The sequence below is a fragment of the Spirosoma arboris genome (assembly GCF_009754945.1).
Classification (GTDB): Bacteria; Bacteroidota; Bacteroidia; order Cytophagales; family Spirosomataceae; genus Spirosoma; species Spirosoma arboris.
In genome coordinates this window covers 372701-391670 of record NZ_WPIN01000001.1, presented here as the reverse complement: position 1 = coordinate 391670, position 18970 = coordinate 372701, and the positions used below count along the sequence as shown (strand labels likewise).

The window sequence follows — 18970 nt, the reverse complement described above, 5'->3', positions numbered from 1 at the left end:
AGTAATTATAACAGATTAAGCAGGTTTTTGCACTAATTTATAAACCTGATGTCGATGCGACTGGCTCTGTTGATTACCAAACGTTGTGACAGAAATGTAGAGAGCACTGGTCGGGTTACGCGAAGAGCTGATTAAGCGCACCTCATTTTTTGCACCGTCGAATTCAATAACCCGCGTCCAGGTTTTACCGGAATCTTTGGTACACATCAACAAACTTTTGGCATCGTCAGCAAGGCAGCTGTAGGAGGCCGCCCATAGTTCATGCCCGGCTCCAGCTTGTCGGGTAACCATATTCATAACGGGGCTTCTGCGATAGGGATCGGGCAAGACTAATTTTTTAAATTGGTGACCATCCACCGTCCTGACAATAAAGTTTGTACCGCCTAAATAATCACTGCCAAATAGAACAGCTTCGTTCGTTTCAGCCATCGCGGTATATCCTCCCGTCTGATAATGATATTTATTGATTAACCGCCAGCCATCTCTTTGGCGACCCGCCTGTGTATTGAAATTGGTCAGGAGCATATTCATCCAAACCTGTTTTTTATTGTCGCCGTCAGTCAATAAAACGGCGTTTAAGCGGACACAATATTTAACCAGGTGGATATGCTTATTTACCCCCTGCTGTTGCAAAAAATCAGACACAGTCCAGGTAATTCCCCCATCGAAAGAGTAATATAGAAAGGCTAAATTCTGCCACGTCTTTCCATGCCAGATGGAGCCATATTCGCCAATCATCAGCGTATGATCTGGCAGTTCTGTCATTCCATTATTGAACAAAAAATAGCTGATGGGCGTAGAGAGTTGCAATACAGCGGTAAACGACTTGCCCTGATTCTCACTTCGATAAATAGTCCCATTGGAACAGATAAATAATACGTTTCGCTGACTACCAAATAAGGAGGTAATTGGCTGCGTAAATTCATAAACAAGCACAGCCGACTGGCTTTGGTCTTCGCTACAATACAGGCCATTCAGATGAGAATAACGGCATCCCCAAAGCATTCCGTCAGGCGTTTGAAAACAAAATTTCCAATCGATAACAACGGGTTGAAAACACAGCCCATCTTCTGTTAAAAAGGACGTACTGATAGCATCTTCACTCGAATAATTTTCTTCATCTGTAAGTGATAGATATGGGCCAGGCAAGAATTTAACATACTGGCTTCCATACTGATAGAACCGAAGTCGGTGACTAATTTCCCACACTACAAACGAAATAAGTTCTCTTAATTTGCCAACTCGATGAATATCGAGTATAAAACTCCAGAAGAGCTTTAGGGCATTGGGACCCGGCTGCCTAAGCAATGAGAAGTATTTAGAAGAAACGTCCATGTTTGGGTAGAAAGGGATTCAGATATGTATAAGTGGAGGGGCAAAAAGGTGAGTCGGAGCAGGTAAAAAAATATTGATAAATTTTCTGACTTACCTTTTTATTATATTCCCTATTCATCATTGATTGGCTGGCAGATAAATAGATAAACTATCGGGCTTTATCTTCGTCCATTCAATCACCTTATGTCGACCCGACCATTACCCATTTACTCAACAGACCAGGATTTTTACGACGCCTTGAGCCGTCGCGATGAGCGAGCGTATCAATATCTGTATGCAGAATCATTTCCGTCCTTTCGCCACTGGGTATTGAGCAATAGTGGCACAGAGATGGACGCCGAAGATGCTTTTCAGAAGGGATTGCTCAATTTTCTACTCAACATCGAAACAGGTAAGTATCAGCTTCAGGAGGGTACCCGCATCACGACGGTCGTCTTTGAGTACTGTAAATATGTGTGGCTGACCGAATTGAAGTCGGCACGGTTCCGCACCCGCGCAGCTATGCCCGATGTCATCGAAACCCCTGATACTACCGACGTGGTGAAAGATCTGGAACGAATGGAAGTGGTGAACGCAGTTCGGCAATCGCTACAACAACTTAAAGGCGAATGCCGCAAACTACTCGAGTGGTTTTATGTCGAGGAAGTTTCATTGCGTGAAATTGCCGAACGACTTAATATGAAAGAGACCTCGGTTAAATCGAAACGATATGACTGTGCCGAAAAACTGAAATCATTTTATCAGAAAACGGCTAATCAGCAAGGATTATGAACCTATCGGAAGAACAGTACGAAGTTATTGAAGCCTACCTCACCAATGAACTGTCGGTAGCAGACCAGGCTCTGTTTGAGAGCGATATGCTGGCCGATGCTGAACTTCGGGCGGAGGTGGACCGCCAGCGTGACATCCGGCTGGGTTTACGGGCGTTGGGTATCGAACGAGCACTGGAGCGGGCGAAGTTGCAGTATAAGACCACAGGAGCAACAAGCGAGGAAATCCCGGATACGAAGGCCATTATTCAGCCGTTACTCAACTGGCGTTATTGGACTGCGGCCGCTTCGGTAATTTTGGTACTTGCCCTTGGCTATTATACCTATCAGCAAACCAACGATCGGCAAGCGGACATAGCCTACACGGAAACGTCCACTCCCGACGAACTGATGAAAGACTTTCCATCAGGCACGTTTTCGCCGAACGTTCACACCCAGTTGCTGGATGCGCTGGCGAAGTACAAATCGGGGAAATATGATCAGGTTATCGCCCAGCTAACCACACTCCCCGCCGACAAGCAGACAATCCACTACAAAAATTATTTTCTGGGCTTAAGCTATCTCGCCAATAAGCAACCCACAGAAGCGATACCGTTACTGAGTAAAGCCCTAACAGCTCCCTCTACCAAAATCCGGCAAAAATCCGAATGGTTTCTGTCACTTGCTTATGTAAAGAATGATCAAAAAGAAAAGGCCCTGCCTATCCTGAAAACCATCAGTACCGACAAGGCCAATCCTTTCCAATCGTTGGCTAAACAGGTATTACAAAAAATCGAGTAACACCGGCTTATTGGTTATAGAGCGTTTCTACCTCACTAGCCGACAACATCCGTTTGTATATTCTGATATCATCGATAGCGCCCTTGAAATACTGCGGCAGATCCTGTGACTGAGCCCCAAACTTCAAATCTCCTCCGGGACATTTATCTATAGTTGTTGCGGGTAAATCGTCCTTTTGGTACAGTAATGCTTTATCGAAATACATACGAGCAGATCGACCACTATAGGTCATGACAATATGGTGCCACTGAGTTAAGTCAGGTGCGCTGGTAAAAGTAAATGTCTGCCAACCCTGCCCTTGCTCGCAGTTACTAGTCTGCTTGATATCGGTGTTAATTGTGATTCCCGAACCGCCATCGGCTGGTTTGATTAGCGAACTGTACATCTCCGAGGTTCCATCGCTGAACAGGGATTTATTATAAATCTGCATGCGACCAGCTACGACCGTGGGTTTAATCCAAATGCTAATGGACAGGGCATCGGGGTTTAAGCTGCTATTATCGGGCATGTAGAAATAATCGTTCACACCATCTAACAGAATAGCCGCATTGGCTTTGCCGTTACGGTCAGAGATAAAGATGGGATTATCTACTACCTTAACATGGTTGTTATACCCGCTGATATCTAGTAGCGACTGATCGGTGAACGATACCGAGGCAATTAAATCCTGCGCAACGGCATCAAGCAATGTCGTAAACTTCATGATGTCTCCGTAAACTGGAGGGCCCACCGACGGTTTGGCATAGGCACGATAATAATAGGTTTTATTCGGCGTCAGGTTACTCAAATTGACCACAACATTAGCACCCAGTGCTGGACTGGCTACCGTCGTTACCATGGAGTTAGTGAGGTCCGGTATACTACTGCTAGACGAGTAACAGATACCATACTCGACGGCGGCCGGACTGCCCGGACTCGTTACAACAAAGTTGATAGCAGCTGTTGTCGTACCAATCGAAGCCGTACCGTTAACAGCAACAACTGGGTTTTGCCCAGTCCGGAAGAGTTGAACCTCGCTGTAGCCAGGCGTACTAACCGATGAATTAACGGCAAAACTACGTGCGTAATAAAGCGTATTGGGCAAGAGGGTTGTAAGCGACAAGGAAACGGGATTATTAATAGCTAAAGCCGTCGTTTTATCAAGTACATTATCCTTACCGATTTCCGGTATAGCATTGGTTGCCGAGTAACAGATACCATAGCGGATAATGGTCGCATTACCCGTAGAGGTCAATGTCATGCGTAACGTTGCCGACGTTGTTGTTACGTCGGTTGCTGGCTGCAATGTTACAGTTGGCAGCACTGCATCATTCACCGAAATTACTTGCTGAAGTATGGTCTCATTATCACAGGAATTCGTCAATGTAGCTTTGGCGATGTAGGTACCAGAGGTTGGATACGTATAGCTAACCGTTAATCCGGTGGTAACTGTAGTACTTGAATTGCCAAAATCCCAGTTTACCTGATCGATGGTTCCGCTGCTGCCACTGATTGAAAAATCGACCTTCCGTTGCTGAGGTTGCGCAACAAGAGTACCGACTGGTTTTACACATTCTCGCTGCGATTTGCGCGTGGGAATTTCCCAGTTACCGCAACTCAATAGCAGCAATCCGCTACTACAGACTAAAAGAAAGCCAACTATATAAATTAATAAACGATTCATGGGTACATAAACGATTGCATGGGGTGAATAGAAAAGTCAAAATGTGTGGCTAATAGCCAGCCCCCATGATTGCGATGAAGGTTTCCACTGTAGCGCATGGGTACGCGGCTTTGGTTTGTGCATCAGCAAGTATAACTCGGTGACGGTAGCTACGGCAGCAACACCCAGGCAGGCTTTGAACAACCCGTTTTTCTTTTGGGCTGCTTCAGCGGCTGTATAGGCTTCATCATACTGATGATACATATCTTTACTGATTATTCCACTACCGGTTGGATCGGCAGTTTGGCTAATCTGACTCAGCGCGCCCAGTTTCGACTGGTAGTCATTTCGCAAGTTTATTGCATAGAGTCCGGCCCCTAGTGCAACTGCAACTGCGGCTACTTTCAGCCCAATAAGTTTAGGGGGACGTTGAACATAAACGGGTACTTTCGGTTTTAGATTTTCTTCACAGTTTCGAATCTGTAGCATCAGCGTTTCCTGCTTTGCGGTATAGTTAAGGGCCTCGATATAGCGTGCTTTAGCGTCAGCATATTTTTGCAGACTATACAACTGGTTCCCCTCTCGCTCGTAGTAATCGGCTAGTTGCATCTTTGTCAGCGCATCATCGGGATTTAGATTCAATAACTGGCTCAATAGCCCGACAGTCTCCGACCCTTTATTCTGCAGTATAGCCTCATCGACCTGCTGACGTAATTTCATCCCAGTCGTACACTCCTCAATTTGTTCTTTCGCATAGGCATCATCCTCAAAACCAGGCACTTCCAGGCAATTCTGATATTGTCGTCGGGCTTCGAAATACTTGCCTTCCTTAAAAAAATCGTCAGCTCGTTTTTTGTACCGATCATATTCATCATCGACACTAACAGCGATTATAGTAGGGCGACCTACAGCCCGAAAAGCAGGTAGTAACGCAAATGATAGGAACAGAAACAGGATGAAATGGCGTAGAGAGTTAAGCATCATAACTAGAGTTACAGATTGATACACTGTTTAATTTTCCGCCTGACTTCATCCGTATCATTCAGCGCCTGCGCTACCTGGTACCAGGCTTTTGCTCCCTCAAACTCGTCGGTAGCAAAGATTTTATTGGCTTTGTTCACGTATAGTGTGTAAGCTCCATCAGCTTTAGCCGTGCTCAGTTCCTGTTCTTTGGCCAGTTCCCGAGCCTTGCTAAACGCTGCTATAGCTTTTGCTTTATTGTTCCCGTTGGCGATAGCTTTTATGCCTTCCTCAATTAGCTCGTCGTACGTATTCTGTTGCTCTTGCTTTTCTTTCAGGCGTTTTTCCTTACTATCCTCTTCCGATTCAATCGCCGTTGGTTTGTCTGTTTCAGGTGTTACAAGCGCGGTTTTAGGCTGATCTGGCGTAGGAATAACAGGGATTTTTTGCTGATTATTCTGGTGGACCTTACCGAGCGTCGAATCGATTCGCTGGTCAAGAGTTGCCTTCGATTCGCTGGGAACGGATTTAATACGATTATCCTCTGTAGGATTTGGCGATAAAGACTTCTCATTTTCATGAGGAATAACATTTATCGCCAATGTACTATCCTGACGATGGTTGTCATTGGTTGCAACTGTACCATTCAACTTAGCATACAACACAAGCCCGCTCAAAACCAGGGCCACCGGAGCAACGATCTTCCAGGGGAAAGTCCGGCTTATTGAACTGTTTATCGCTTGTTGTTCAGTTGGTATTGATACCGGTTGACTCTTGGGCAGTACGTCCGTTTGGGCATCAGGAGGTAGATCCGATTCAACGAATGAAGCCAAAACGGGCGTTATTTTTGCACCTGTAGGTATCGGAGTGGGTGGTGCTATATAAACATCTGTCCTTTCTTCTTCATAGACATCGGTCAGTTCCGATTCAACTACGAACGGCCTTGGGCGAAGTTGCTCGATGCACAAGGCCAAACCCTGAATAGCTGTTTCTTCTGCTGGATTGAGTCTCAGCACTTGCTCGTACTGACTTTTGGCCTGGTCAAACTGCTGCTGTATCCGTAAGCTATCAGCTTTGGCGAGCAGATCGGTAAGCCGCTGCTGCATGATTTCCGTACATTGAGCAAGGCCGTTCCGGGCTTCGATATGCTGTTCCCGCTTAGCCAGTACTTGCTCAAACACATCGATAGCCTGCTGGTATTCACCATGCTCAAGCAGTGAATTGGCCTGGGCCATCAACTGCGGAATTTGGTCCAGTAAATCCAGCAATTCGTCTTCCTTACGAACACGCTCGTGAATGTCGCGAACCAGACATCGGCGAATCATTAGCCCGTACGGTTCGGCTATCTGATTCAGGCGAGCCGGTAAGTCGACCGATATAATTTTCTTCTCGATTTCCCGGCGCACCGACTGTTCACTACTATTTCGTAAGTCGGCCCGAAAAGGCTTTTCGCCCGTTATCATTTCATACAGAATGACGCCAAATGCCCATAAGTCGAGGTTGAAGCTGACTCGACTGCCTTCAATCTGTTCCGGGGCTTTGTAAGACGGCGTACCCCGACCGTCGCTCAGGTCGAAATCAGAGCTATCGAGTTCGTCATCACTGACTAATTTACTAAGCCCGAAATCGGCAATCTTAGGAATGAAACGTCCGGCATTATCCCGAGAGATTAGGATGTTAGCGGGTTTAAAATCGCGGTGAACAATGCGATGTTGATGCAAGTGCTGGAGGCCAACCAAGATGCCTCGCGTAATATCATAAATTTGAGGAGGTGTCAGCGCTACACGCCGAAGTAAGTCAGCCAGATTACCATCCGGGTAGTATTTCATGATGGCGAAATCACTAATACTAGTATCCGTTTCCAGTCGATGGCAGGCATCATAGCGGGCAATATTAGTCTGACGGGGAACTCGCTGAGCCAATTCAACTTCGGCCTTCAGCGACTTGGCGTCACTCCCCTTAAATTCACTGATTTTTATGGCTACCCATTCCGTTTCGAGCTGATCCTCAACCTTTATAACCCGGCCATACGTACCAATCCCTAACAGAGCAGTCTCATCGTTAGGGCGGATCGGATACCGTTTTTTAAAGTCAAGAAACGTAGTAAACGTCTGATTCATAGCATTGGGTTAGGGAGCACAGTCTGGCTTATTCAAAGATACGCCAAAGGTAGATTATCCGAAAATCGCCCATAAAAAACTGGCGTTTGCTTTCCTCGGGTTCGCTGTCTGACCAAAGGAGATACATATTGATGTAACTCCCGTATCGTTACAATTCCATTGCCGTCGAGATCCCCCTGCCCGCTCAACCCTTTGAGCAAAAAGTAGGTGAAAGCTCCCCCGGCTAAGCGTCGATCTTCAACCGCATACTGCGTCGACCGGCTGGCCAGCAGCATAGCCACGTTGCTTCCATCGCGTACACTCTTCGTTAGCGTACGTCGGCTGGCTTGCTGACGAGTTATTCCGCCCGACAGGCAGGCATCGGCGATGCATAATTTTGTCAGGGCGTTTGACTCACGAAAAGCCGCTTTAATAGCGCTGTATGTTAACATCCTGGCAGGATTGCCTGGTCGCGCATCGTATGGAACAAAACTATCGGGCAATCCATGACCCGAAAAGTAAAGGATAATCCGGTCGTTTGTACCAGCCTGTTGGAAAAGTGTTAACGCCTGTTGAATCGTAGCCTGCGTAGCCTGTCGATTGGTCAGCAGTCGAATGTGCGATGGGGGTACACTTCCTCCCGATTTGCTTTGTAAAAAGGCAACCACCTGCCGGGCATCCCGATCGGCAAACCGCAAATCGCCGGTTGAATAGGAAAGAGCCTGATAATCGGCAATGCCTACGACAACTGCGTACGTTTGCCCAGTTACTGACGGAGGCTGGCAACCAAACAACATTCCTAAACCAATCAGCAACGAAGTCAGCATAGTTTTAGAAGGTATTAACTGACCGAACGGATTCGGTTTGCGTTACGTGACTGATGCCAATTAAATAGCCCGAATAATTGTCTTTTGTATGCCCATCGCATAAAGCTTGTAGCGACCTCACTTTAGCCTGATCCGGCATATCACCCGCCAGCAATGTAGCCAGTATATAGTCGTCGATTTTTTCCAGTACACCATCCGTACACATAAAAAAGTAATCGCCCTCCCGAATATCAGTTAATAGCGTAACGTCTGGCGTAGAACGCGTTGCATAGCCATCCCTATCGGCAGCACTAATAACCACCGCACGACTCAGCCGATTACGCCAGGGGTGTGTAAGTGCCTGAACAGCCGTAATAATTCCGGACTCAACCATGTCGTTCACCTGAAGATGATCCTGAGTCTGAAAAATGATTTTTCCCGCCCGTATCTGATACACCCGGCTATCGCCAATGTGTGCTACGGTTGCCCCTTTCTCATGTAGTTGCAGTAAAGCCAGGGTTGAACCCATCCGGCTAATTAGCGGATGCTGTTTCAGATATGTAGTGTATGCTTCATAAGTCAGATCAAGGGCCGACTGTATATGTACTACATCGAAAATGGGGTTATTCATTGAGGCTGCGTAACCAACCACCGCATTGCAAAGTAACTGACTGGCAACCTCTCCCTTATCAGCCCCTCCCATGCCGTCGCAAACAATAAAAAGCTGCACTTGCTCGGTGGCCATTGTCACGGCTGGGTACAACGCATCCTGATTGATAGTCCGTTGACCAATATGCGAAAATGCAATAGGTAAAGCTGGCTGAATCTGCATGGTTTACTGAGTTCGGTCGGGATTGAAATCCAGCTCAATTTTGTAAGTATCGAGCATTGCTGCCGGGATAGAAAAGTGCGTTAACCGAAAGCGATCTACTCCGCCCAGCGTGATAATACCCTCGTTGTCAACGTCGACAATTTCGGTTTTCTGCAAAGATGTGCCATTTAGCTGCGTACCATTCAGACTAGACTGAACAGAATGCATAGCCAGGTCAACTGTGCCATCCTGAAGTTGGTAGCGCAGTTGACCCGTCCATTTGTCAAAGACAACAGTCAGGGTACAATGTCGGCGGCTGATGAAACACCGACCGTTATGAACAAACCGAGCCACCTGAACGGTACAGGTATCGGAGGTACCAATAACGTTATCACCGAATTGCAATGGGTACTGTGTTTCGGGGCTGCCCAGATAGGTCAATTGCCCAAACAAGGGAAGCCCCTGTACGATAGTTTCGTCGTAATGAAATGGCTTTTGCAGGATATTAACGGCTCCACAACCCACATGCGAACACGTGATCGATCCCCGTTCGGTATCGGCAGCACGAACCATAATGCGCCGACCACACTGTTGGCAACTGATAAGTGTTGTTTTAAATCCACTCATACTCCCTATTCGTCCATGTCCTGAACATCGCCATCATTGACATAGGTATCATCGTATTCGTACGAATCAACTGCGTGGCTATGATTGGTATGTGTGAGTTCATCTACCGTTTCATCTTCGTATGATGTTGCCAACATAGCCGATGTCGGTGCATCTGGTTCAAGGATCGAATCGACCACTTCCTGCGACATGCTCGCTTCCAGACCCTGGCTAAACTGATCGTTACTTAACACAAATGGCTCATCAAGTTTTTCCATTTCCACTAATTCCCTGGTCAGCGAATCATAGCGAAACAACGTATCCAGGCCATCGTCGCCACTGGCATCGACTACGCGGTACATATAGCCGTCTGCCCCTTCCATAACCAGAGTGTCGATAACGCCGTCTTGATCAAAATCGAGGCCCATGACGCGCTGCCCATTCAGGTAGCCTTCAATAACTGTAGGCTCCGCGGTTACTTCCGACTGCGGTGTACTGCCAGAAGCTTGAGCAGTCGGTTGCGCATAGAGCTTAACGGGCAGGTGCTCGCCAGTAATCATTTCTGTATAATCCTGCCGTTGCGCCAACGACAGACTCTGCCACTCCTCTTTCTCAAATGTATTGTACCAGTGTCCATGCCAGCTAAACACGCCCCCCATACCAACTTCAGCGCGGGCGGTTGCAAATGCCTGCTGAAACGTCATGCTATCAGTCGTTTTCCCAGCTACGTCAACATCGTCGGGCAGCATTGCGGGGGCTGGTTCGTCAGTTGCAATTGGCTCATCTACTGGCGTATGATCTTTCAGCCCTACAATCTTTTGACTGATAGCCCATGCCGATCCACCCAATAACAGGGTAACAGCCGAAATACCCAGCATTTTCGTTGTATTCAGACTTGATTTAGTGGGGCTAGAAGCGGAAGAATCCATCGTATATGAATCGGTATGCAAGTCTGTTTGATTAGGAAGTTGCGTCATGGTGACTACAGGATAAACCGTGAAGGACGTCAGTTAATAGGAGTCGACAGAAAAAGGTAAGTCAGAAATAGCGAGTTTTTTACTGAACCCAAATCGCCTGACAACGACGACAGGTTTTTTGCTGAGCAAGTAGCTCCCATTCGCGCATTCCAAATGGATCACGGCAGACAGGATTGGGGCAACGATAGCGTTCACGGTACTCTTTATCAATGACTTCCAGCTTCTCGTCGGTTGATAACAAGTTGGAGCACAACGTGGGCACTAACACACTTAACCCCGCTCCCGACAGGATTTGAAGCATCGGTAACGCAGCTCCCCCGGTCGATACAATGGCACTTACACTCACAATGGATGAGAGAATAACGCTACCCGTTCGAATCATTTTTTCGCGATTCCGACAATCCCGACGCAGCTTCGGATACTGCTCATAAACCTGTTGCAGATCGGCAAATGGGCCTGTAAAATCCAACGGATTAGGTCCTGATCTAGGCAGCAGCTGAGCTATTTCCGCGGATTGAACTGGGGTTATAGATCTAGTTGGTTCAGCCTTCAGTAAATCAAGAAGTTCATCAATAACAAACGTTGTATCAGCCAGTTGAAGCGTATCCTGCTTATCAACAACTTTACGTGTGATCCGCCTATTATTAACAAACGAACCATTTTTACTGGCCAGATCTTCGAAGACAAAGCAAGTAGGCGTGCACTGAATCAATCGGGCATGTTGCCCGCTTACTTTCCCATTAGCGACAACAATTGAGTTCGTCGCTGCCCGGCCAATCGTATAGGTAGGCAGTCGACTTAAGTCGTCGATCAGTTTTTCGAATTGGTCGTCATTAGTGGATACGATCATGAAAGGCGCGGACTATAAATGGGTTTAGTTGAGCAATTTACCAAGCAGAATAAGCCTAACCTATATGGCTTCATAGATTTCCTGGCAATACATTTATCCAAAGGTTATTCTTATATCATTACGGCTAATTTTCCATTTGTTTATCATCTTCCAGGGAGGATTTTGTCCCCGAATCAGGTTCATAGCGAGCTACCCCAGTTCTGAATTTCTGACGAATTCGTTCTCGAAGGCGCGCAGGAGCCAACACGGTCATACCATCGCCAAAGCTCAAAATCTCGCGCTCCAGTTCAAAATTTAACTGAACAGACAACTCGATGATAATGCCCTCAGGACCTCGTTCAACTAGCTGTTGCGAGGGATGTAACGGCTTGGTTTCAACATAAGGCGCATGTTCGGCAGTTACCTGGATAAGTACTCGGCAGGGCCTCAACGTTCGGCTAACCGTTACGCCAATAACATGTTGATAGTAAGCATCCGGGGCCATGTCTGCATTGTGCCGGTACTCAATTTCGTCAGCGGTTTCAATCGCCAGGATACGATCCAGCGCCAGATGATACACGTCGGACTGATTCCCTCGAACCCCTACGGCAAACCAGCGATTCTTGAATTCTTTCAGCCACCAGACATGAAACCAGAATCGATTCGGCTGTTGGGCTTTAAAAGACTGATACGTAATGGCAACCGCTTTTTTCTGAACGATTGCCTGATAGAGTACGTCCAGAAATGAAAGCCCTTTCAGGTTGTCATTTTTATCAAAATCAATAATCGTTCGCTGGTTCGTTGTGACCGAATAAATATGCGCTTCGAGTTTCTGCACAACACCACTTAGTTGCTCAAAATGCGAAAAGCCTTTAAACTGTTTCAACACCTCGACAGCTTCACTCATCCGACCTAAATCCTGCCCCGTCAGTGGAATCTGTGTAATGCTGTAAGTAGGGTCGGCATACGCGTAATATTTCTTGTCAATCACCACGATAGGTGCGTTATAACCCAGTTTATCACTCCGCATCATCTGCAAATCGGCCTGAATCGTTCGGCGACTAATGCCTTTATCCATGCCTTCATAGTCGTATAGTGTTTCTGATACGGCTTCGATGAGCGCATCGAGCGTCCATTGCCGATACCTGTTAGTCAGGCAGTTATCAATAGCTCGGTAGCGAATGAGCGCATTTCGGTTGGCAGGCATCGGAGCAGGATTGATTACTTCAGTTGAGGGCGTAGCTAAAACTTTTTTCAAAAAAAGTGAAAATTTTTCTAACTACGCAAAAAGACTGCGCAGATGACCTAAACCTTTGTATCGTCAAGTTCATAAAAACACCGACGATCATGAAATTCAACATCTTCACCAACGCTGCACAAAAAACCATCAACCACGAGGGAGCCAAAGCCTACACGCTGACGCCTGAGATGGAGTTGTACTCCGCCGTGGTTACGACGATGCTGAACGACTCGTACTACGAGAAAACGGATCAGCGGTTATTACGAATTCAAACCCTTGTTGGTCAGGCTAATCCAGTCTTTGTAGCAAAACTGGCCGTGTATGTCCGGGAGCAAATGTACCTTCGGTCGGCACCAGTTGTATTACTTGGCGAGTTGGCCAAAGTACATAACGGCGACGATTTAGTTGGGAAAGCCGTTGGGCGGGCCGTACAGCGTCCTGACGAAATCACGGAATTGCTGGCGTATTATCAACTCACGAACCAGCGTACCGGAGCCAAAAAGCTCAACCGCATTTCGAAACAGATGCAGAAAGGGTTGGCAACGGCTTTCAATAAATTCGATGAGTACCAGTTCGCCAAATACGAGCGCAATACGGCTGTTAAGCTTCGAGACGCGTTGTTTCTGGTTCACCCAAAAGCAAAGGCCGACACGCAACAGGCAGTTTTCAATAAGATTGTTGCTGGTACGTTGCGTACGCCTTATACCTGGGAAACCGAATTGAGTGCGCTAGGTCAAACCAAATTTGCAACGGAAACCGAGAAAGCTGCGGCCATCCGGGAGAAGTGGGAAGAACTGATTACCAGCGGTCGGTTGGGCTACATGGCCACTTTACGTAACCTTCGTAACATGCTCGAAGCGGGCATCAGTGGGTCGCATGTTGAAACAGTTTGTGCATTGTTGTCCAGCGACAAAGCTGTTCGGAATGCCAGGCAGTTACCGTTCCGCTTTTTGTCGGCTTATCGGGAGCTGAAAGCGTTACAGCTTGGTCATGTGCCTATGGTTCTGGAAGCGCTCGAAGACGCTATTTACGCCAGTGTGGCCAACCTTCGTGGTTTCAACAATCATACAAGCGTAGTTGTCGCCTGCGATGTGTCGGGGTCAATGCAGAAGGCCATCTCGCCCAAAAGCAAGGTATTATTATACGATATTGGTCTGTTGTTAGGCATGTTATTGCAAGCTAAATGCCGATACGTGTTGAGCGGCATGTTTGGTGATCGTTGGAAAACCATTGCCTTACCATCACGACAGATATTGGCGAACGTGGATGAATTTTATCGTCGCGAAGGTGAGGTAGGTTATTCAACCAACGGCTATCTGGTTCTTGATGATCTTATTCATCAACGATATAAAGCCGACAAAATAATGCTATTCACCGATACACAATTGTGGGATAGTAACACCAGAAACAATAGCTCGGCGAATACGTTATCGGCCAAATGGACGCAGTATAAAAGCCTGTTCCCTGATGCCCGACTCTATTTATTCGACCTGGCCGGTTATGGAAATGCGCCCTTACAGGTTGAAAAGAACGACGTTTTTTTGATTGCCGGTTGGTCGGACAAAGTGTTCGACGTATTGCAGGCACTGGAAGAAGGTCAAACGACGCTAAGCGCAATCGAGCAGATTGTGCTTTGATACAAACCCTATACGGCCTCAAAGATCGTATAGGGTTACCAAAACAGGATGTCGTAGGAATGGGTTACTTCGCGCCGTTAGGGGAGGAATCATGTGGTTTCCAATGCGAAACGAGATGGTCCGGTTCGACTCCGGCTTTGCAATGCCCCGTTTCCCGTTTCGATTGTTACTCCTGTTTTTTATAATTTGGCAGGTGACGTAGAACAGAGTTACTTCGATTGGTTGAAAGTCCGAAAGGACAGTATGGGTTCGAATCCCAGAATAGCCTTTGTTTGCTTGTTGCCCTGTCTTTAATTTAGTAAGTGCCGTAGACTAGAGTTACTTCGACTGTTAATCTGGCGGACGCCGGTTCGAATCCGGCCATTGGGGCTTTATTCCAATGTAGCTCAGGGGTAGAGCACCATGTACTCTTATCGCTTGTTGCCTTACTGTTTGTATTAAAAGCCGCCCGAAGCTGCATCCTGAAACGATGTGACTTCGGGCGGTTTTATCAATCAAAACAACTAGACTGATAAATTTTGGCAAAAAAAAGAGATGGCTCACTCAGTAAGCGAACCATCTGCAGAACCCACCTAATTAAACAAAACCCGGCCAATGTTGGAGAGGCCATTGTATATACGGGAATGTAGACGCTATGGTTTTCTTCAGGCTGGAAGCTTATTTCAGTCTATGGCTTGTTTTCTCTGTTTTATCAGCCAGACAACTTTCGATTAAAGCACGATTAACGAAGCTAAACATAGATTATCTTTGCCCGGTTTTTACCCGCTCGTACAGCAAGAAGGCGCAAGCCTATTTTATGGAAGACAAAAAGCATTTAGATACTGTCACAGCCGCTGGCTTGCTGGTGGCAATGGGTATCATCTACGGCGACATTGGCACATCGCCCTTGTACGTTCTGCGTTCGGTCGTTGGTACCACAGAGCCGATTCAGTCTGATGTTGTTCGAGGAGCCCTTTCCTGTATTTTCTGGACAGTTACCTTACAAACTACTTTCAAATACGTCATTCTGATTCTTCGGGCCGATAACCGGGGTGAAGGTGGCATTTTTGCTCTGTATGCATTGGTGCGCCGACATGCCAAATGGCTTACGATCCCGGCTATTATTGGTGGGAGCTCTCTTCTGGCCGATAGTATTATTACTCCACCTATTTCGGTTTCGTCGGCAGTAGAAGGATTACGGATTCTTTATCCACATATTCCTACTGTCCCAATTGTTATCGGAATTCTGGCCTTCCTGTTTCTGATACAAACGTTCGGTACCAGTGTAGTAGGTACAGCATTTGGTCCAATCATGCTCGTTTGGTTTACCATGTTAGGCACCCTGGGGCTTATTCATATCGTTGGTGACCCAACTATTCTGGCTTCGCTTAATCCTATGTATGGGGTTAGTTTTTTAACAAAAACGCCTGGAGCGTTCTGGTTACTCGGGGCCGTCTTCCTATCTACAACAGGCGCAGAAGCCCTTTACTCCGACATGGGCCACTGCGGCCGGGCCAATATTCGTGTCAGTTGGGTTTATGTAAAAACATGCCTGATGCTCAATTATTTTGGTCAGGGTGCTTTCGTCGAAAGTCTTGTCGGGCAGAAGTTGGGCGAACAAAATCCATTCTATTCCCTCATGCCAGAATGGTTTTTGATTATCGGTATTTGTGTGGCTACAGCAGCTACCGTCATTGCAAGTCAGGCCATGCTAACAGGCGCCTTTACACTTATTAGTGAAGCAATTCGGCTTAATTTCTGGCCTAAAGTTCGGCTTCGCTATCCCTCCAATCAAAAAGGTCAGCTTTATGTACCGAGTATCAACTGGCTACTTTTTGCCGGTTGTATCGGTGTTGTCCTTTACTTCCAGGAATCGTCGCGTATGGAAGCTGCTTATGGGTTGGCCATTACCCTGACGATGATGATGAGTACAATTCTGTTTAGTTATTACATGTACTCACATAAATACAATGCCTGGTTCGTCGTCTTTTTCCTCGTATTCTATCTGGCTATCGAAAGCTGTTTTCTGGTTGCCAATTTAGCCAAATTTACACACGGTGGTTGGGTTTCTATCCTGATTGCTGGTATTATGGGCTTCGTCATGATTGTATGGCTAAGGGCTTTCCAGATCAAACTACGTCTGACCGAGTATGTCCGAATCGATCAGTATACGCAGGCAATCAAAGAACTCAGCCGCGACATTAGTATTCCGAAATATGCCACGCACATTGTCTTCATGAGCAATGCAGCCCGACAGTCGGAAATTGAGTCAAAAATCATTTATTCGATCTTCCAGAAACGCCCCAAACGCGCGGATATTTATTGGTTCGTTCACGTAGATACTACCGACGATCCGTACACGATGGAGTATAAAGTGAACACCATTGCGCCAGACGATGCGTATAAAGTAACCTTTAAATTAGGGTTCCGTGTCGAGCAACGTATAAACCTGTTCTTCCGAAAGGTGATCGAAGACATGGTAAAAAATAAAGAGGTGGATATTACCAGTCGTTACGAATCGCTTAGCCGTCAGAACGTTATCGGCGATTTCCGATTCGTGGTTTTGGAGAAATTCCTATCGTTTGAGAACGAACTACCAACCACCGAGCGGTTGATTATGAGCATCTACTTTAGTATAAAGAGTTTTACCACTCCCGAAGATCGCTGGTTTGGCTTAGACAGCAGTTCGGTTAAAATCGAAAAAGTACCATTGGTCATTCGCCCGGTCGAAAACGTCCAGTTAAAACGCATCACCTCTTAATGATGAATGATAAATTATGAATGATGAATGCCTGTCAGCGCAAATCATTTATAATTCATCATTCATAATTTATCATTATTTATGAAACTTCTCATCACCGGCGGGGCCGGATTTGTTGGCTCATCGCTGGCTATTTCATTGAAGCAGAATTATCCGCAGTATCAAATTTTTGCGCTCGATAATCTTAAACGACGAGGGTCCGAACTAAGTCTGGCTCGGCTTAAAGCGGCAGGTATCGACTTTCTGCACGGCGATATTCGGAACAAAGAAGATTTCGACGCGCTACCCGCTGTCGATACTGTGATCGAAGCCTCCGCTGAGCCCTCGGTATTGGCTGGTCTGGATGGTACGCCCGATTACCTCATCAACACCAATCTATTTGGTACGGTCAACTGCCTGAACTACGCCTTAAAACATAAGGCCAATTTCATTTTCCTATCGACCAGTCGCGTCTACCCGATCAAAACCATTGAAGCGCTCAATTTTGAGGAGGCCGACACCCGCTTTATTCTAACAGACGACCAACCTGTTCCGGGTGTTTCGTCGAAGGGAATTGCGGAGGATTTTCCGCTCACCGGAGCCCGGTCGCTCTACGGTACCACCAAACTGGCATCGGAATTACTGATTCAGGAGTATAATGAGTTCTACGGACTGAAAACGGTAATCAATCGTTGCGGTGTCATTACTGGTCCCTGGCAGATGGGCAAGGTGGATCAGGGCGTTATGGTACTCTGGATTGCCAAGCACTATTTCGAACAGAAGCTATCGTATATAGGCTACGGTGGAACGGGCAAACAAACCCGCGACATGCTCCACATCGCTGATCTCTATCGCCTTATTGATTGGGAGTTGCATAATCTGGATAAAGTAAACGGCGAAATTCTGAATGCGGGTGGTGGCGTAGAAAGCAGCGCGTCCTTACAGGAATTAACCCAGATCTGTCAGGAAATAACGGGCAAAACCATTCCCATTACGCAAGTTGCCGAAAATCGGGCCGCAGATATCCGGTTGTACATCACCGACAACACCAATGTTACGAAGTTGACCGGCTGGAAACCCCAGCTCGGCATCCGCGAAATCGTGAGTGATATTCACGACTGGCTCAACGAAAACCGGGCTGCCCTGGAGCCGATTTTGAAGTAGTTCGTCTTTCGATCAATCTGTAGCTAAGATTTTCTGGCTCAATGAAAACCGAGTAAAACCAAGTCGCGGGTATCCTCTAATGATAAGCGGCTTGGTTTCTAATCAAAAGCTGTAATTTGTAGGAGGTAGGCTAACTGTTTCCCACCAATAGGTTCGTAATTCCCGAAAATACGTAAGCCAATCTGAAAATTTATTTGGTTTTATCAGATAGGAGGAAACGCCCAGCTTATAGGCTTTCAGTATGTCAGAGGCAGCTTCGGATGAGCTGAGCATCACAATACGAATCTGATTAAGGGGAGCCGGCATTTGTTTAATTTGCTCAAGTAGCGCCCAACCATCTTTGTTGTCTGGCAAGTATAAATCCAGTAAAATCAGTTTCGGAATTTCCCATTCCTGATAACGCCATTCATTGAGCAGGATTATTGCCTGCTCTGGCGTAGCTGCCCGAACAGGTATTACTTCGGGCAGGCACTGCTGCATAGCTTGTTTAATCAATAACCAATGATCGTCATTGTCATCGACGACAAGGACTTTGGCTAGTCTAAAATTAGCTTTAATCAATGAATGAATGTCGTTATTCTTCATGGCAGAATGG

General features: G+C 46.6%; 16 protein-coding genes. 5 read left to right on the top strand and 11 right to left on the bottom strand.

Annotation, left to right across the window (positions count from 1 at the left end; genetic code table 11):
• Positions 1-15: 15 nt before the first annotated feature.
• Positions 16-1335 carry a WD40/YVTN/BNR-like repeat-containing protein gene (locus tag GO755_RS01610; protein ID WP_157582818.1) on the bottom strand — a complete coding sequence of 440 codons (1320 nt, stop codon included), beginning with the start codon at positions 1333-1335 and terminating at the stop codon, positions 16-18.
• A gap of 183 nt (positions 1336-1518) precedes the next feature.
• On the opposite strand from GO755_RS01610, the gene GO755_RS01605 reads away from it, so the two are divergent.
• Both GO755_RS01605 and GO755_RS01600 read left to right on the top strand, forming a co-directional pair.
• Positions 1519-2106 (top strand): RNA polymerase sigma factor, encoded by a 588-nt coding sequence (locus GO755_RS01605; protein WP_157582817.1) that lies wholly within the window; start codon positions 1519-1521, stop codon positions 2104-2106.
• The gene (locus GO755_RS01600; protein ID WP_157582816.1) at positions 2103-2885 is read left to right on the top strand and encodes a hypothetical protein; all 783 of its coding nucleotides are present in this window, start codon (positions 2103-2105) and stop codon (positions 2883-2885) included. The genes GO755_RS01605 and GO755_RS01600 overlap by 4 nt, the downstream gene beginning before the upstream one ends.
• Before the next feature lie 7 nt (positions 2886-2892).
• Here the strand turns inward: GO755_RS01600 and GO755_RS01595 are convergent, their stop codons facing one another.
• From GO755_RS01595 to GO755_RS01555, 9 genes are all read right to left on the bottom strand, one after another.
• The gene (locus GO755_RS01595) at positions 2893-4548 is read right to left on the bottom strand and encodes a LamG-like jellyroll fold domain-containing protein (RefSeq protein ID WP_157582815.1); all 1656 of its coding nucleotides are present in this window, start codon (positions 4546-4548) and stop codon (positions 2893-2895) included.
• Between the two features lie 36 nt (positions 4549-4584).
• The gene (locus tag GO755_RS01590) at positions 4585-5511 is read right to left on the bottom strand and encodes a hypothetical protein (protein WP_227686827.1); all 927 of its coding nucleotides are present in this window, start codon (positions 5509-5511) and stop codon (positions 4585-4587) included.
• A gap of 8 nt (positions 5512-5519) precedes the next feature.
• Complete coding sequence (locus GO755_RS01585) at positions 5520-7607, bottom strand: serine/threonine-protein kinase (protein ID WP_157582814.1); 2088 nt, start codon at positions 7605-7607, stop codon at positions 5520-5522.
• Between the two features lie 32 nt (positions 7608-7639).
• Entirely contained in the window at positions 7640-8413 is a 774-nt protein-coding gene (locus GO755_RS01580) for a caspase family protein (protein WP_157582813.1), read from the bottom strand.
• Between the two features lie 4 nt (positions 8414-8417).
• Entirely contained in the window at positions 8418-9224 is an 807-nt protein-coding gene (locus GO755_RS01575) for a PP2C family protein-serine/threonine phosphatase (protein ID WP_157582812.1), read from the bottom strand.
• A 3-nt stretch (positions 9225-9227) separates the two neighbouring features.
• Complete coding sequence (locus GO755_RS01570; RefSeq protein ID WP_157582811.1) at positions 9228-9830, bottom strand: FHA domain-containing protein; 603 nt, start codon at positions 9828-9830, stop codon at positions 9228-9230.
• A 5-nt stretch (positions 9831-9835) separates the two neighbouring features.
• Complete coding sequence (locus GO755_RS01565; RefSeq protein ID WP_157582810.1) at positions 9836-10786, bottom strand: hypothetical protein; 951 nt, start codon at positions 10784-10786, stop codon at positions 9836-9838.
• 79 nt (positions 10787-10865) lie between these two features.
• A complete protein-coding gene (locus GO755_RS01560) occupies positions 10866-11636 on the bottom strand; it encodes an FHA domain-containing protein (RefSeq protein ID WP_157582809.1) in 771 nt (256 codons plus the stop codon).
• Positions 11637-11760: 124 nt separating this feature from the next.
• Entirely contained in the window at positions 11761-12873 is a 1113-nt protein-coding gene (locus tag GO755_RS01555; RefSeq protein ID WP_227686826.1) for a helix-turn-helix transcriptional regulator, read from the bottom strand.
• Between the two features lie 89 nt (positions 12874-12962).
• Between GO755_RS01555 and GO755_RS01550 the strand changes: the two genes are divergently transcribed.
• The 3 genes from GO755_RS01550 (at position 12963) to GO755_RS01540 (ending at position 18375) form a co-directional block, all read left to right on the top strand.
• Entirely contained in the window at positions 12963-14492 is a 1530-nt protein-coding gene (locus GO755_RS01550) for a TROVE domain-containing protein (protein ID WP_157582808.1), read from the top strand.
• Between the two features lie 796 nt (positions 14493-15288).
• Entirely contained in the window at positions 15289-17232 is a 1944-nt protein-coding gene (locus tag GO755_RS01545) for a KUP/HAK/KT family potassium transporter (RefSeq protein WP_157583287.1), read from the top strand.
• An 81-nt stretch (positions 17233-17313) separates the two neighbouring features.
• Positions 17314-18375 (top strand): NAD-dependent epimerase/dehydratase family protein, encoded by a 1062-nt coding sequence (locus GO755_RS01540; protein ID WP_157582807.1) that lies wholly within the window; start codon positions 17314-17316, stop codon positions 18373-18375.
• Positions 18376-18477: 102 nt separating this feature from the next.
• Here the strand turns inward: GO755_RS01540 and GO755_RS01535 are convergent, their stop codons facing one another.
• Positions 18478-18960: a response regulator gene (locus tag GO755_RS01535; protein WP_157582806.1), complete on the bottom strand. Its 483-nt coding sequence runs from the start codon at positions 18958-18960 to the stop codon at positions 18478-18480.
• Positions 18961-18970 lie beyond the last annotated feature (10 nt).